Annotated in this window: 18 protein-coding genes; 17 read left to right on the top strand and 1 reads right to left on the bottom strand. The window is 33.3% G+C overall.

The genetic code is table 11. The features are described 5' to 3' along the window. Window positions 1–83: 83 nt before the first annotated feature. From recQ to ED556_RS05675, 6 genes are all read left to right on the top strand, one after another. Window positions 84–2,285: a DNA helicase RecQ gene (recQ, locus tag ED556_RS05650; protein ID WP_296320496.1), complete on the top strand. Its 2,202-nt coding sequence runs from the start codon at window positions 84–86 to the stop codon at window positions 2,283–2,285. A gap of 100 nt (window positions 2,286–2,385) precedes the next feature. Continuing rightward, on the top strand, window positions 2,386–2,826 hold the full coding sequence (locus ED556_RS05655) for a hypothetical protein (RefSeq protein ID WP_296320497.1): 441 nt from the start codon (window positions 2,386–2,388) through the stop codon (window positions 2,824–2,826). 8 nt (window positions 2,827–2,834) lie between these two features. After that, window positions 2,835–3,284, top strand: coding sequence for a hypothetical protein (locus tag ED556_RS05660; RefSeq protein ID WP_296320500.1), 450 nt, complete (start codon window positions 2,835–2,837; stop codon window positions 3,282–3,284). Between the two features lie 157 nt (window positions 3,285–3,441). Further along, complete coding sequence (locus ED556_RS05665; RefSeq protein WP_296320503.1) at window positions 3,442–4,140, top strand: DUF4253 domain-containing protein; 699 nt, start codon at window positions 3,442–3,444, stop codon at window positions 4,138–4,140. Window positions 4,141–4,288: 148 nt separating this feature from the next. After that, entirely contained in the window at window positions 4,289–5,290 is a 1,002-nt protein-coding gene (locus ED556_RS05670; RefSeq protein ID WP_296320504.1) for a hypothetical protein, read from the top strand. Between the two features lie 121 nt (window positions 5,291–5,411). Beyond that, window positions 5,412–6,410, top strand: coding sequence for an alpha/beta hydrolase (locus ED556_RS05675; protein WP_296320505.1), 999 nt, complete (start codon window positions 5,412–5,414; stop codon window positions 6,408–6,410). A gap of 43 nt (window positions 6,411–6,453) precedes the next feature. Here the strand turns inward: ED556_RS05675 and ED556_RS05680 are convergent, their stop codons facing one another. Further along, window positions 6,454–6,891, bottom strand: a complete 438-nt coding sequence (locus ED556_RS05680; RefSeq protein ID WP_296320507.1) for a hypothetical protein — start codon at window positions 6,889–6,891, stop codon at window positions 6,454–6,456. 160 nt (window positions 6,892–7,051) lie between these two features. Between ED556_RS05680 and ED556_RS05685 the strand changes: the two genes are divergently transcribed. The 11 genes from ED556_RS05685 to ED556_RS05735 all read left to right on the top strand — a co-directional run bounded on the left by ED556_RS05685 (window position 7,052) and on the right by ED556_RS05735 (window position 14,117). Then, entirely contained in the window at window positions 7,052–7,984 is a 933-nt protein-coding gene (locus ED556_RS05685) for a peptidylprolyl isomerase (RefSeq protein WP_296320509.1), read from the top strand. 78 nt (window positions 7,985–8,062) lie between these two features. After that, window positions 8,063–8,758: a tetratricopeptide repeat protein gene (locus ED556_RS05690; RefSeq protein WP_296320511.1), complete on the top strand. Its 696-nt coding sequence runs from the start codon at window positions 8,063–8,065 to the stop codon at window positions 8,756–8,758. 132 nt (window positions 8,759–8,890) lie between these two features. After that, window positions 8,891–9,313, top strand: a complete 423-nt coding sequence (locus ED556_RS05695; RefSeq protein WP_296320514.1) for a DUF2141 domain-containing protein — start codon at window positions 8,891–8,893, stop codon at window positions 9,311–9,313. Window positions 9,314–9,336: 23 nt separating this feature from the next. Then, window positions 9,337–9,957: a hypothetical protein gene (locus tag ED556_RS05700; RefSeq protein ID WP_296320517.1), complete on the top strand. Its 621-nt coding sequence runs from the start codon at window positions 9,337–9,339 to the stop codon at window positions 9,955–9,957. A gap of 28 nt (window positions 9,958–9,985) precedes the next feature. Beyond that, window positions 9,986–11,344: a 2TM domain-containing protein gene (locus ED556_RS05705; protein WP_296320519.1), complete on the top strand. Its 1,359-nt coding sequence runs from the start codon at window positions 9,986–9,988 to the stop codon at window positions 11,342–11,344. A gap of 10 nt (window positions 11,345–11,354) precedes the next feature. Next, complete coding sequence (locus ED556_RS05710) at window positions 11,355–11,672, top strand: 2TM domain-containing protein (RefSeq protein WP_296320523.1); 318 nt, start codon at window positions 11,355–11,357, stop codon at window positions 11,670–11,672. A 4-nt stretch (window positions 11,673–11,676) separates the two neighbouring features. Further along, a complete protein-coding gene (locus tag ED556_RS05715; RefSeq protein ID WP_296320525.1) occupies window positions 11,677–12,036 on the top strand; it encodes a 2TM domain-containing protein in 360 nt (119 codons plus the stop codon). Beyond that, window positions 12,029–12,343, top strand: coding sequence for a 2TM domain-containing protein (locus ED556_RS05720; RefSeq protein WP_296320529.1), 315 nt, complete (start codon window positions 12,029–12,031; stop codon window positions 12,341–12,343). The genes ED556_RS05715 and ED556_RS05720 overlap by 8 nt, the downstream gene beginning before the upstream one ends. 11 nt (window positions 12,344–12,354) lie before the next feature. Beyond that, window positions 12,355–12,825 (top strand): DUF2306 domain-containing protein, encoded by a 471-nt coding sequence (locus tag ED556_RS05725; RefSeq protein ID WP_296320533.1) that lies wholly within the window; start codon window positions 12,355–12,357, stop codon window positions 12,823–12,825. After that, window positions 12,825–13,580, top strand: coding sequence for a LytTR family DNA-binding domain-containing protein (locus ED556_RS05730; protein WP_296320535.1), 756 nt, complete (start codon window positions 12,825–12,827; stop codon window positions 13,578–13,580). Before ED556_RS05725 ends, ED556_RS05730 begins: the two co-directional genes overlap by 1 nt. A 114-nt stretch (window positions 13,581–13,694) precedes the next feature. Next, window positions 13,695–14,117 (top strand): SRPBCC family protein, encoded by a 423-nt coding sequence (locus ED556_RS05735; protein WP_296320537.1) that lies wholly within the window; start codon window positions 13,695–13,697, stop codon window positions 14,115–14,117. The last annotated feature ends 13 nt before the right edge of the window (window positions 14,118–14,130 follow it).

Consider the following 14,130-nt stretch of genomic DNA (forward strand, 5'->3'; position numbering starts at 1 on the left):
ACAGAATTATGATTTTATTATAAAGATTTTTATTATCTTTAAACTTCGCACAAAGGTAAATATAAAATTACGAATAGGGATTAATGAGTGTAGCACAAATTGACTTGCATTCAGAGCTTAAAAAATACTTTGGATTTTCTCAATTCAAAGGTTTGCAGGAAGATGTAATAAAAAATGTTGTTGAAGGCAATAATACATTTGTTATTATGCCTACTGGTGGTGGTAAGTCACTTTGTTATCAATTACCTGCATTAATCAAAGAAGGTACCGCAATCGTAGTATCACCGCTAATTGCCTTAATGAAAAACCAAGTCGATGCCATTAGAGGTGTTTCAGAAAATGATGGTATTGCTCACGTATTAAATTCATCTTTAAATAAAACCGAGGTTAAACGCGTAAAAGCCGATATAGTAAATGGTATTACCAAATTACTATATGTAGCACCAGAGTCGTTAACTAAAGAAGAAAATGTAGAGTTTTTAAGAACCGTCACTATTTCTTTTATGGCAGTTGACGAAGCGCATTGTATTAGCGAATGGGGACACGATTTTAGGCCAGAATACCGAAACCTTAGGCATATTATTAAGCGTATTGGTGACGATATTCCTATTATCGGTTTAACAGCAACTGCGACACCAAAGGTTCAAGAAGATATACTTAAAAGTCTAGGCATACAAAATGCTGTTACGTTTAAAGCGTCATTTAATAGACCAAATTTATATTACGAGGTACGACCAAAAACTAAGAATGTAGATGCAGATATTATTCGTTTTGTAAAACAGAATGAAGGCAAATCTGGTATTGTATACTGTTTAAGTAGAAAACGTGTTGAAGAGCTTGCGCAAGTGTTACAAGTCAACGGTGTTAAAGCAGTACCATATCACGCCGGTTTAGACGCTAAAACTAGAGTGAAGCATCAAGACATGTTTTTGATGGAAGATACCGATGTGGTCGTTGCAACTATAGCGTTCGGAATGGGCATCGATAAACCCGATGTACGTTTTGTAATTCACCACGATATTCCTAAAAGTATTGAGAGTTATTATCAAGAAACTGGTCGTGCTGGTCGTGATGGCGGCGAAGGCCATTGCTTAGCGTACTATGCGTATAAAGATATAGAGAAGCTTGAAAAGTTTATGGCTGGCAAGCCTGTTGCAGAGCAAGAAATTGGTCATGCATTACTGCAAGAAGTTGTAGCATTTGCAGAGACTTCAGTATCGCGACGTAAGTTTATACTGCATTATTTTGGTGAAGAGTTTGATACCGAAACAGGCGAAGGTGGCGATATGGATGATAATGTTCGTAATCCTAAGCCTCAGAAAGAAGCTAAGGACGACGTTAAAATAGTTCTAGAAGTTGTCCAGAAAACCAATCAAAAATACAAGTCTAAAGATTTAGTGCAGGTTATTATCGGTAAAACAAATGCGCTGATTTCTTCTCATAAAACAGACCAACAAGCCTTTTTTGGAATCGGAAAAGATAAAGATGCTAGGCACTGGATGGCCTTAATCCGTCAAATTTTAGTGGCTAAGCTGCTTAAAAAAGATATTGAGACTTACGGTGTGTTAAGAGTCACGCCTCAAGGTGAAGCTTTTGTACAACAACCTACATCGTTTATGATGGCAGAAGACCACGTCTTTGATGAAGCCAATGACGATAGTATTATCACCAACTCAAAATCTGCTGGAGGCGCTACTGACGAAAAATTAATGGCTATGCTTAAGGACTTGCGTAAGTCTAACGCTAAGCGATTGGGTGTGCCTCCGTTTGTTATTTTTCAAGATCCATCATTAGAGGACATGGCGTTAAAATATCCTATAGATATTTCTGAACTCTCTAATGTGCATGGTGTAGGCGAAAGCAAGGCTAAAAAGTACGGAAAGGATTTTGTGGCCTTAATAAAGCAATATGTAGAGGATAATGATATTATGCGACCAGATGATATGGTGGTTAAATCTACAGGTAGCAATTCTGCTATAAAGCTTTACATTATACAAAATGTAGATCGTAAGTTACCTCTTAGTGATATAGCATCTGCAAAAGGTATGGAAATGCCGGACTTTATAAAAGAAATGGAAGCTATTGTGTATTCTGGTACAAAGCTTAACATTAACTACTGGATTGACGACATCTTAGACGAAGACCAACAAGAAGAGATTCACGATTACTTCATGGAATCCGAGACCGATAAAATAGACGTTGCTATCGATGAATTTGATGGCGATTATGATGACGAAGAACTACGTCTATACCGCATTAAGTTTATCAGTGAGGTTGCGAATTAAAAACAGAAAAAGGTATTATAATTCCTATTATCCCGAAATTGAATTGTGATAATGCACAATTTTAACACTATATAACAAGTTGTACAACATTTGACCAAAAATGAAAGTTGAGTTTAAAAAAATAAGAAAAGTATATAAGGAAATTAATGACTTCCTTGAAAATGCTTCTGGAGAAAATGTAAAAGGACTGAATACGAAAATTTGCGAAGATTTAGGGCTTTGGGGAGATGACAATTATTTTCTATTAGAGGAATTTGTAACAAAGAATAATCTGAATTTTGACAAGTTTGATTACAGCGAGCATTTTGAAAGTGAAGGAGAATTATTTAATGGTAATAATGCTTTAATCGGACTCTTGACTTTACCGTTTCTTATTGTCGCTCGAATTATAAAATGGATTTTTCCAAAGATTAAAACACCTTTTGATAATTCTTTTCTTCCTATGAAGAATGAAAGAGCTGATTTGACATTTGGAGATTTAATAGTTTGCAAACTGAAAGGAGAATTTTGTTTGCGAAAGGAAACTCTAATTGAAATATAAAAAACCTAATGGCGAGCATTGATAGAGCAGATTGGCATTATGGAAATGATTTTCCAGAAAATCTTCCCGAAGAAAATGGTGGCACTCACATTGGTATGTATCTAAATTGGATAATTGATAATAATCTAATTAGTGAATTTCATCTTACCGAATCAAAAAACGCTATTGAAAAAGTAAAATCAGGAGAAATAACAGGTCGTGACTTTTTATTTGACTATTGTGACGGAAAATTTTGGGATGAAGAATTAAATGAAATTGGAATAAAGTTCACTGAGAGTTATTACTCAAGTGATAAATATTTTGGAGATTATTCCAAGGTTTTAGCAAACGATCTAGACAGTATTTATGAAGTAAAAGACAATCGAGAAAACTATAAACTGATTAAAGAAAAATTAGACCAAAGATTTAATAAATGGAACTCTCGAAAAGACAAGAAGTTTTGGGAGTTTTGGAAATAAAAAACGTTGTACAACAATGTTTAAGCGCAATAACGGCTGAATTTCCTAATCGGAACTCATTGCAATTTGCTATCTTTCGAATACGGTGGAAAATCATGGGTGATTTTCCGCAACAAGCCATAAACAAAACCATTGTGTGTCATTTTACCTAAACCACATGAAAAGAATATTTCAATTTTTATTTGTTCTACTCTTTGCTTCTTGTATTAATAAAGTAGAATCAAAGGTGAATGTTGCTTCAAGTTTTAATCCCATTGAGTTGGACAAGAATGAACTAAACATTGACGCAAATCTTCTTTCTGATATAAAAAGCGATATCAAAAAAAAACCTATAAAATTAAATCGAGAAGTTTGGAATTATGACAAGGACGGAAATGAAGAGCATTATTTTTTAAATAAAGGGCTAGTCTTTAAATATGTAAATGAAAAAAAAGCACACTCGGTTTTCAATAAATATATAGATGAGGTTGTCAAGGGGAATAATTACATATTTCTCACCAATATGGATTTTAATGAGTCGTTTACGAGTACTTATTACGATGTAATAATTATAGATGGTGCCGATCCATTTGACATAATTAAGCGAATAGGAACAAATGGAATTAATTATGACATTTACAATTCAGATGTTATCAAAACATTAAAAGAATGGAATGACGAAGTGAATTTTAAATTTGTAGTTATTGACGTTTCTAGAATTCATGCATATATGGACAAACTTCCAAAAAATATTAAAGCTTTTTCCAAAAAAGTTTATGCATTTTGCCCAGATGTAATTGATCAAGGGTACAGCTCGATGGATGAAATGATATTAGATTACAAAGAAAATAAGTATTTCTGGTTATGGTGGGATTAAAAAAACGAACACACAACATCGACTATAGTTCATTGCAGTGGAGTTTCTAATCAGTATTCATTTCATTTTCACTACCTTAGGTAACTGAGAGTAGTGTACTCCATTATAACCAACTAATAAGATTCTCGCTTTCTCGGGGAAATGATATATGATTAAATTCTTTAGAAAAATTAGGCAAAAGTTACTCTCCGAAAACAAATTCAGTAAATATCTTGTTTATGCCATTGGTGAAATTGTCTTGGTAGTTATTGGTATTTTAATTGCGTTGTACATCAATAACCAAAATGAAATAAAACAAGCAGAGAAGCGAAGCGAAGCGCTTTTAAACGAAGTTTTATTAGACCTTGAGCACTTAATTAGTACTTCGAATAATCAACTTAATTTTTACTTTAATAAGGAAAAAATATTCTACCATATTCTTCAAGATAAACTCACTTACGAGGATTATGTTAACCAAACATTTCCAAGTCTACATGGCGCTACAATATGGTATAATGGCGGTGTTAAACGCAGAACAGCCTATCAAAATATAATTAATGAACTAAATTCTATCCCAGATAAGTATAAATCCATAATCAACGAGTTGAGTTATATATATAACAATAAGTTCAATGAAAATTATAGAGATATCATTGAAGAGCTATCTAATGAGAATAGAAAAAATAGAGCCAAGAACTATGAGTGGTATTCTTATAATATTTCGAATAACCAAAATAAAGAGATGATTGAATTTATGCTAAATGATTATAGGTATAAAAATGAGGTAAAGCATTATGCAACAATGGTTGGTTTTCACGAAAGTTATATATTACGTGATAAGATTAGGGCGCAAAACTGTTATTTAAAAATTGCAAAAATCCTTAATAAATCTATAGATAATAGCAAGCTATATATGGATGCTAAAAAAAGGGCTATGTTAAGTGGCGATTGGACGTCAAAACAACTACCAGGATTTATAGCTAAAGTTTATGAAGATGAGAGCAGTTTGCGTTATAAAACAAACATCGATTCATTGACACATACGTTTTATCCTATTACAGCAACAAGAGTTATTGATGATAATGGAACTTTTTTTGAAATGATTGAAACAAATGGTGAGTTACGAGTAGAACAAATGGGCGATATAATTTTTGAAAAAGTCAATAAATAATAATATCATAATTCATTTCATTTTAGTCTATTAAAACCATACTCTAGACAGTTATCCATAATTAAATTAAACTTTTGATTTAATTACTAGTCAAAATAACAAAGACTATAACCCAAATCTTATGAAAAGAATTTTTACACTATCCTCTATTTTTATCTTAGCCATTTTTTCATGCAACAACGACGATGACCAAATAGTGGTTTCTAATCAAGAAATCCCTGTAGTTAAGCAAATAGAAACATATCAGGTCATTGAAGAAAAAAACATAACCTACGCAGAAGGATTAAGTCACGAAAGCTTTAATAGTCCAAACTTTACCGTTATGCCAATTAAACTAGATGTTTATTATCCTAATAATAATGAGACAAATAGACCAGTTTTTATGTTTATTCACGGCGGTGCATTTGAAAACGGCTCAAAAGAACAAGCAGCTATTGTAAATATTGCAAATTATTACGCTTCTAGAGGCTGGGTTTTTGTTTCTATTGATTATCGCTTAAAAAATGACTTTGGAACAGTACCTACTGAGTGGGCAAATGTTGCTGCAATCTTGCCCGTTTCTGAGGATGACCGCGCATCATTTAACGCCATGTATCCAGCGCAGCGAGACGCTAAGGCTGCTTTACGTTGGATAATTGCAAATAAAGAAAATTACAATATTAATACAGACTATATTACGGTTGGTGGTGCTTCAGCCGGAGCCAATACAGCTAAAGGAATAGTTGTATCAGACCCTAATGACTTTACAAATGAAATAAGTACTGTACAAGATCCAACATTGTCTACAACAAACTTAGAAGAAATATATCAGGTTGCTACAATAGTTGATTTTTGGGGTGGCCAATCCGTTACTGATGCCTTCGAATTAGTTTATGGAAGAGACTTATTTGATAACAATGATCCAGCATTGTATAAAGCTCATAGTACTGATGACCCTACAGTTCCATATTCAAGTGCTTTAGAGTTGCAACAAGTTTATACATCAATTGGAGTAACCATGAGGTTGGATACATTACAAGATGCTGGACATGGCAATTTTAATGCAACTTTAAATGGTAAACGATTAGAAGAATTAGCATTTGAATTTATTACAGAACAGCAAAATCTAATTGTAGAATAAATGACTTCTACTTTAGGTTAAAACTTGTTGAATTAAAGTAACTCTATTTTTTACTCTCAACATATTTAGTAAACAAAATATCCTGCTTTTTTACCTTTAAATTGATGCTTGTGATGTTGCTTTTTTGAAGTGTTTCAATATCTGATTTCTCGATCTGAAAGTCGATATTAGTAACATATCGTCCTTTGGTTTCTGTGGGATTAGTTTCAAACTCTAAAGAATCAGAATCCAAGGTTAATTCAAACTTATCGCCTTTAAAGGTGAGTTGAGCACCATGTTTACACTTAACATTAAATATACCTACGATAACAGTTTCAAAGAAAAAATAACCGCCTAACTCATTAAGGCCAGCAAACATCACATTACGATCAGAAGTACCATATGGATTTTGTCCTACATAGTCAATTATGGCCTCGATAGTATCACTTGAACTTGCTTCTTGTTGAGCTTTACCAAAAAGTTTAGAAAATGAAAATCCCATAAGATTTGTTTTGAGCAAAACTAAGATTATTATCAAAATAAAGCACATAAAAGTGACAAAGTCGTACTGTGCCTATTTAAGTACTCCAAACTTTTCACGTTCAACTTTTTACTTACTACTTATAGTCTTATCTTTGCAGCCTTAAATAAAACACAAAACAATGCAAGACGGATTATACGCAAAGTTCAATACCTCAAAAGGAGAAATTTTAGTCAACTTAGAGTTTGAAAAAACACCAGGTACAGTTGGTAATTTTGTGGCTTTAGCCGAAGGAAATTTAGAAAATTCAGCTAAGCCTCAAGGCACACCTTACTATGATGGTCTTAAGTTTCATAGAGTGATTCCAGATTTTATGATTCAAGGTGGTTGCCCACAAGGTACAGGTACTGGGAATCCAGGTTACAAGTTCGATGATGAGTTTCATCCAGATTTAAAACACAGTGGCCCAGGTGTATTATCTATGGCAAACGCTGGCCCAGGAACTAACGGAAGTCAGTTTTTTATAACGCATGTTGATACACCATGGTTAGATGGTAAGCACACTGTTTTTGGTAATGTTGTTGAAGGACAAGATGTTGTTGATGCAGTTGCGCAAGGTGATGCTATCGAAAGTTTAGAGATTGTAAGAGTTGGAGCAGATGCTGAGCAGTTTAATGCTGTTGAGGCATTTAGAGTTTTTGAAGGTGCACGCGAAAAGCGTATTGCCGCTGAGCGCGAAGCTGCAAAAGCAGAGTTAGATAAGTTAGCTGCTGGTTTTGAGGAGACAGCTTCAGGGTTACGTTACCAAGTCATACAAAAGGGTAGCGGTAAAAAAGCTGAAAAAGGAAACATGGTTTCGGTACATTACAAAGGTCAGTTAGCTGACGGTACGGTTTTCGATTCGTCATATAAGAGAAATCAGCCTTTAGATTTTCAAGTTGGAGTAGGCCAAGTTATTGCGGGTTGGGATGAAGGTATTTGCCTGTTGAATGTTGGTGATAAAGCACGTTTGGTAATTCCTAGTAATTTAGGTTACGGAAGCGCTGGTGCTGGTGGCGTTATTCCTCCAAATGCAACTTTAGTTTTCGACGTTGAGTTGATGGACGTTAAATAATTTAGTAACAAAATTCAATAAAAATCGTCTCACTTTTAGTGAGACTTTTTTTTACCAATCCAATCAATCAATCGTTACATGAAAACTCAAAACGTATTTCAACTACTCTTAATTTCTTTTTTAATATTAAGTTGTTCTTCTTCAGCAAATTATTCAGAAGAATTTAAATCTGAAACCTCAGGTAAATATCTGTTTAATGCAGATGATTTAATGATCATTTCTTATGAAGGAAATGACCTTTATCTTCATTGGCGTGGTGTAAAGACCAAACCTGTGACTACTGATACTAATGAATTTTTTGTACCAGATTTGTATAAGAAACTTCGGTTTGTAAAGCATCCAGAAACTCAGAAAAGATATATATCGGCTATTTCTGAAGAAAACCCAGACAGCCTAAGCTATGACTACTTAAAAGTAGCCGATGACTATAAAACACCAAGTCAGTATATTAAAGATAAAGACTTTGAGAATGCACTCGAGGGCTTACTAGCTATTAAAGCTCAAGATTCTTTAAGTGATTTTATTAACCAGTATAAATTCAATAGAATAGGTTATAGATACTTAAGAGATGACAATTATAAAGATGCCATTGGTATTTTTACCATGAATACAAAACTGCATCCTAATAGTGGTAATGTCTATGATAGTTTAGCAGATGCTTATCTGCAAAGTGGCGATAGTATAAAAGCTTATGACAATTATAAGAAAGCACTATCCATTAATCAAGATAACCGAAGGGCAAGAAAATATATTAATGCCTATGAAGGCAAGTAATTTAAAAAGCAGCATTAAGCTGCTTTTTTTTATATCTTAACAATTCATCCATTAAAATCTACAATTGGGTACAAATTGATTTTTAGAAGTCCAAAAGCTTCGGATATTTGAATCGAAATTAAAACCAATATCATGAATACAATTTTGAGAATATTAATTAAACTGGTTGTGCAAGCCTCGCTAGTAGTGTTTCAATCAGGAACAATGCATACAGTTACTGTTAACATCACTGGATTAGACAGTAGTGACGGAAAGCTATTAGTAGGATTATACGATTCTGAAGAGCATTTCCTCGATAAGCGCTTTAAATCTGCAATAGGAGAAATTTCTGAAGCTACTGGTCAAGTAGTATTTAAAGATATTCCAGATGGTATTTACGCAATATCTTTTATACACGATGAAAATGATAATGGTAAAATGGATACTAATTTTTTAGGTATACCAAAAGAAGATTATGGCTGCTCTAATAATGCAAAAGGTTTCATGGGACCACCAAAATGGGAAGATGCTAAGTTTGAGCTAAAGGATAATAAAATCGTAAATATTCAATTATAAATTACCAATCAAAAAATACTATCATGAAAAGAATACTAACAGTAGCATTAATTCTAGTTTTTGGATTTAGCTATTCACAAACTAACTTTGAAAAGGGAATGGATAAAGCTTTTGAATTATGGAGTGCTAAACAATTAGATCAGGCAGAAAATTTATTCGAGCGTATTGCTAATGCCGAAAAAGATAATTGGTTGCCTCACTATTATATAGCTCAGATTAATAGCTTAAAAAGTTGGAATGTAAAGGACGAAACGGTTTTAAAAGCACAATTAGATAAAGCACAGGAACATTTGAATACTGCAATGGCATTAAGTAAAAACAATCCAGAACTATTAGTTATGCAAGGACAAGTTTACACCAATTGGATTGCTTTTGACGGAAGAACTTACGGGATGAAGTATGCTGCAAAAGTTACAGAATTGTATAACGAAGCTTATAATATTGACTCACAAAACCCGAGAGTTGTAATGTGCAAAGCAGATTGGGCAATGGGTTCTGCAAAATATTTTGGGCAAGATACTGCGCCTTATTGTAAAGATTTGCAAGCTGCGATTCCTTTATTTGAAACTTATGAACCAGAAAGTGATTATCATCCTAATTGGGGAAAAGGTAGATTGCAAGAAATAGTAAAAAGCTGCGAATAATTAAGGCATATAAAAATAAAATAGTTTAATGAGAGAATTTGGTAAAAATATTGTTTCAGGAATCTTAGTAGCTATCGTAATAATGATAGTAGATCAAGGTGTTAGATATGTCTCAGGAATGACCATTAGTTTTAATGAATACTTCTTAAGATCCTTCTCACAATACTTACTGTATTCTGTTCCGTTAACTATTGTAAATGCGCAGTTCTTTGACTATTTAAACACAAAAGTAAAATGGGTTAAGTATGCTAGATTTAGAATGCTTATTGGCTTTGCTGGGTCTGTAGTAGTTACCATTATTACATTTTTCTTAGTTCGAGTTTTTATTAAAACTGTAATAGATGGTAATACCTGGAGCGAATTTGTCGCTGGAGAACGTTTGTCGTTTTATATGACGGCATTATTAATAACACTAGTAATATCCTTATTCTTTCACGCGGTTTATTATTATAAAGAGCTTCAAAAAACTAAAGTTAAAGAGCAGAAAGTAATTGCTGGAACTGCGAGTGCTAAATTCGATGCTTTAAAAAACCAATTGGACCCTCATTTTCTATTTAATAGCTTAAATGTATTAACCAGTTTAATCGAAGAAAACCCAGATAGTGCTCAAAAGTTTACGACATCCTTATCAAAGGTTTATCGCTATGTGCTGGAGCAAAAAAATAAGGAGTTAGTCACTGTGGATGAAGAACTACGGTTCGCAAAAACCTATATGTCTTTATTAAAAATGCGATTTGAAGACAGTATCATTTTCGAGATACCAGAGCAAGCTTCAAATCCAGAAAGTAAAGTAGTACCATTATCACTACAGTTACTATTAGAAAATGCGGTAAAGCATAATATGGTAACATCGAGTAAGCCATTACATATCAAGATTTACGAAGATGCAGGCTATCTAGTCGTAATGAATAATTTACAGCCAAAGCAAATTGTAAAAAAGAGTAGTGGTGTAGGATTAGAAAACATCAGGCAACGTTATCAATTGCTTTCAGATAAAAAAGTTATCATCAATCAACGAGATAAGGATTTTGCAGTTGCAATACCGATGCTCACAAATCAAGTATCAATCATGAGAACAACACAATTACCAGAAAACAAAATAAACGACAGTTACGTCAAAGCACGTAAGCGACTAGAAGAACTTAAAGGGTTTTACGGAAGCCTAGTATCTTATGTTTTAGTAATACCATTTTTAATATTTATTTGGTATAGATATACGCCGTATACCATACAATGGTTTTGGTTTCCAATGATAGGTTGGGGCATAGGATTGTGTTTCCAGGCGTATAGAGTTTTTGTACACGACGGCGCTTTTGGAGCCAAGTGGGAAGAGCGTAAAATACAAGAATACATGCGCAAAGAAGAAGAAAATAACCGTTGGAATTAAACTTAATACTATGAAAACTAAATATTCAAATTCAAAATATAATCGCGCTAAAAATAGAGTAGAAAAGCTAAAGAGCTTTTATACACACCTTGCGATTTACATCATAATAAATACAATAATTACATTATTTAAAGTCTCCTTTGATAATTGGGACAGATTTTCTGCCGATTTTCTAACTTTTGATACACTAAGTTCTTGGGTAGTTTGGGGCTTTATCCTTCTAATTCATGCATTCACGGTATTCGTTTTACCTTCTATTCTAGGATACGATTGGGAAGAACGAAAAATTCAGAAATTCATGGATGAGGAATTAAATTCAAAAAAATAATATCATGGAAAAGTATAGTATAGAACCCTATAAAGACAACGCTTCTTTTGAAAATGATTTTAGAAAAGAAGAAGCTTATTTAAGAGCTAAGAAACGCGTAGAAGCTATTTCAGGATTTTACTGGCATCTGGCGTCGTATATCATCGTTAATATATTTTTAATCCTATTAATTGGGTTTAATGCTGGATTTTCAGGATTTGGACCTTATGCGACAGCTTTCTTTTGGGGTATTGGATTAGTCTTTCATTTTATAGGTGTTTTTGGTTTCAACTTTTTATTAGGAAAAAACTGGGAGCAACGCAAAATAGAAGAGTATATGGAAAAAGAACGTGAGAAGTATAATGAGTTTAACAGTCATGAATAAAGAGGAAAGAGAACAATTGTTCTATCTAGAAGCACAAAAAAGAGTACAAAAATTAAGATGGTTTTATGTGCATTTAGCAGCCTATATTGTAGTGGTAGCTTGTGTTATTTGGAACCTCTTAATTATTGAGGACACAAAGTATACTGACGCTATTTTGGCAATAAACTACTCTACTATTTTTATTTGGGGCTTTTTTATAGTATTACACATAATTAAAGTCTATAAAGGGCATTCACTTTTCAATAAAAAATGGGAAGAGAAAAAGATGAAGGAATTTATGGGAGATGATCTCAAAAAATGGGAATAATATAGATGAATATGTTTGTAGATATTATAGATGGTGTTATTGGCTGGTTTCATTTTATAACCTCGTTATTGGCAATGTTATCAGGGGCAATTGTTATTTTAAACAAAAAGGGAACGCTATTTCACAAGCGTGTTGGATATATTTATGTAGTATCTATGATATCTCTAAATGTTAGTTCCTTTTTTATTATAAACTTTGGTGGATTTAGCGTATTTCACTTTTTTGCAATACTAAGTTTAGCTACAGTTTTAGGAGCAATAATACCCACAGTTCGAAGAGTTAAAAACTGGTTTCACTACCACTTTTATTTCATGAGTTGGTCTGTAGTTGGCTTATATTGTGCCTTTTGGGCAGAAGTAGGAACGCGCTTTGTAGATAATATGAGAGATTTTTGGTGGATGGTTGCCCTAGCTACTGGAGTCACTGCATTTATTGGAGCTAAAATAATTAACAAACAAGCAAAAAAACTTAAACTCAAATAATGAAAGTTATAATTATTGAAGATGAAAAACCATCAGCACGCCGTTTGCAGCGTATGCTAACTGCTATTGATATGGAAGCACAAACCATGTTACACTCTGTTGAAGAAGCAGTAGATTGGTTTCAGAATAATGCACATCCAGATTTAATCTTTTTGGATATACAGCTAAGTGATGGTTTATCTTTCGAAATTTTTGACGCCGTAGATATTAAATCGGCAGTAATTTTTACAACAGCTTACGACGAGTATGCTTTACAAGCGTTTAAGCTTAATAGTATTGATTACTTATTAAAACCAATTGATGAAGATGATTTAAAAGTTGCTGTAGATAAGTTTAAAACTAGAGCACCAAAACAGCAAGCCGTTACTTTAGACTTTAACGATATTAAAAACCTGTTGGTTAACCCAATTGAGCGTGAGTATAAAAAGCGCTTTTCAGTTAAAGTTGGTCAGCACCTAAAACTTGTTAATATAGACGATATAGAGTGCATTTATAGTGAGAATAAAGGGACTTACGCTTATACTTCCGAAGGCCGAAATTACCTTTTAGATGTAACCTTAGACCAACTTGAAGACGAACTAGAACCACATGTATTTTTTAGGGTAAGTCGCAAGTTTTACGTTAATATTAACGCCATCAAAGATATGGTGAGCTATACCAATTCTAGACTTCAGATTAAGCTAAACAGCTATAAAGAACAAGATATTATTGTTGCTAGAGAACGTGTGAAGGATTTTAAAAATTGGCTTGAATAACCAACTTAATCCTTGACCTTTTTTTACAACTAATTGGTCTTTCCTTAAAAGTATACCTAGGTTTCTCGATTTAATTTTGAGCATATCAATGTTTAATATTAAAATTTAGAAACGATGAAGAAATCGAATCACAGAGTTGAAGTTAAGATAGATGCCAACCCAGACATAGTTTGGGATATAGTTGGGTCAGGTACAGATGTAGATAAATGGTTGCCCGTTATTACCAGTTGCAAAGTAGAAGGTAATAAGCGATATTGTGCTACTGCAGATGGTAATTTTGAAGAAGATATTTTAGAAGTAGACCAAGTCAACAAAATATTTTCATACTTTATTCCTAGACAACATTTGCTTCCAATAAAAGATATTCATGGTATTATGCAGGTTAAAACTGTAGATGCAGATACTACAATAGTAAGTTGGAGTTGGACTTATTTGGTAGAAGATACTGACGATTTAAAAGTTAGAGAAGCACTTAATGGATTAGGAGAAATGGGCATTAAGGGCATAGAGACGTTTGCTAATCATCTTGTCAACTAAACACTTCAATAGA

It is taken from the genome of Winogradskyella sp. (assembly GCF_003712105.1).
Lineage (GTDB): Bacteria > Bacteroidota > Bacteroidia > Flavobacteriales > Flavobacteriaceae > Winogradskyella.

Bases quoted from the DNA above. Each gene is read 5' to 3' on its own strand.
- recQ (WP_296320496.1), top strand. From the start codon at position 84: ATGAGTGTAGCACAAATTGACTTGCATTCAGAGCTTAAAAAATACTTT.
- ED556_RS05655 (WP_296320497.1), top strand. From the start codon at position 2,386: ATGAAAGTTGAGTTTAAAAAAATAAGAAAAGTATATAAGGAAATTAAT.
- ED556_RS05660 (WP_296320500.1), top strand. From the start codon at position 2,835: ATGGCGAGCATTGATAGAGCAGATTGGCATTATGGAAATGATTTTCCA.
- ED556_RS05665 (WP_296320503.1), top strand. From the start codon at position 3,442: ATGAAAAGAATATTTCAATTTTTATTTGTTCTACTCTTTGCTTCTTGT.
- ED556_RS05670 (WP_296320504.1), top strand. From the start codon at position 4,289: ATGATTAAATTCTTTAGAAAAATTAGGCAAAAGTTACTCTCCGAAAAC.
- ED556_RS05675 (WP_296320505.1), top strand. From the start codon at position 5,412: ATGAAAAGAATTTTTACACTATCCTCTATTTTTATCTTAGCCATTTTT.
- ED556_RS05680 (WP_296320507.1), bottom strand. From the start codon at position 6,891: ATGGGATTTTCATTTTCTAAACTTTTTGGTAAAGCTCAACAAGAAGCA.
- ED556_RS05685 (WP_296320509.1), top strand. From the start codon at position 7,052: ATGCAAGACGGATTATACGCAAAGTTCAATACCTCAAAAGGAGAAATT.
- ED556_RS05690 (WP_296320511.1), top strand. From the start codon at position 8,063: ATGAAAACTCAAAACGTATTTCAACTACTCTTAATTTCTTTTTTAATA.
- ED556_RS05695 (WP_296320514.1), top strand. From the start codon at position 8,891: ATGAATACAATTTTGAGAATATTAATTAAACTGGTTGTGCAAGCCTCG.
- ED556_RS05700 (WP_296320517.1), top strand. From the start codon at position 9,337: ATGAAAAGAATACTAACAGTAGCATTAATTCTAGTTTTTGGATTTAGC.
- ED556_RS05705 (WP_296320519.1), top strand. From the start codon at position 9,986: ATGAGAGAATTTGGTAAAAATATTGTTTCAGGAATCTTAGTAGCTATC.
- ED556_RS05710 (WP_296320523.1), top strand. From the start codon at position 11,355: ATGAAAACTAAATATTCAAATTCAAAATATAATCGCGCTAAAAATAGA.
- ED556_RS05715 (WP_296320525.1), top strand. From the start codon at position 11,677: ATGGAAAAGTATAGTATAGAACCCTATAAAGACAACGCTTCTTTTGAA.
- ED556_RS05720 (WP_296320529.1), top strand. From the start codon at position 12,029: ATGAATAAAGAGGAAAGAGAACAATTGTTCTATCTAGAAGCACAAAAA.
- ED556_RS05725 (WP_296320533.1), top strand. From the start codon at position 12,355: ATGTTTGTAGATATTATAGATGGTGTTATTGGCTGGTTTCATTTTATA.
- ED556_RS05730 (WP_296320535.1), top strand. From the start codon at position 12,825: ATGAAAGTTATAATTATTGAAGATGAAAAACCATCAGCACGCCGTTTG.
- ED556_RS05735 (WP_296320537.1), top strand. From the start codon at position 13,695: ATGAAGAAATCGAATCACAGAGTTGAAGTTAAGATAGATGCCAACCCA.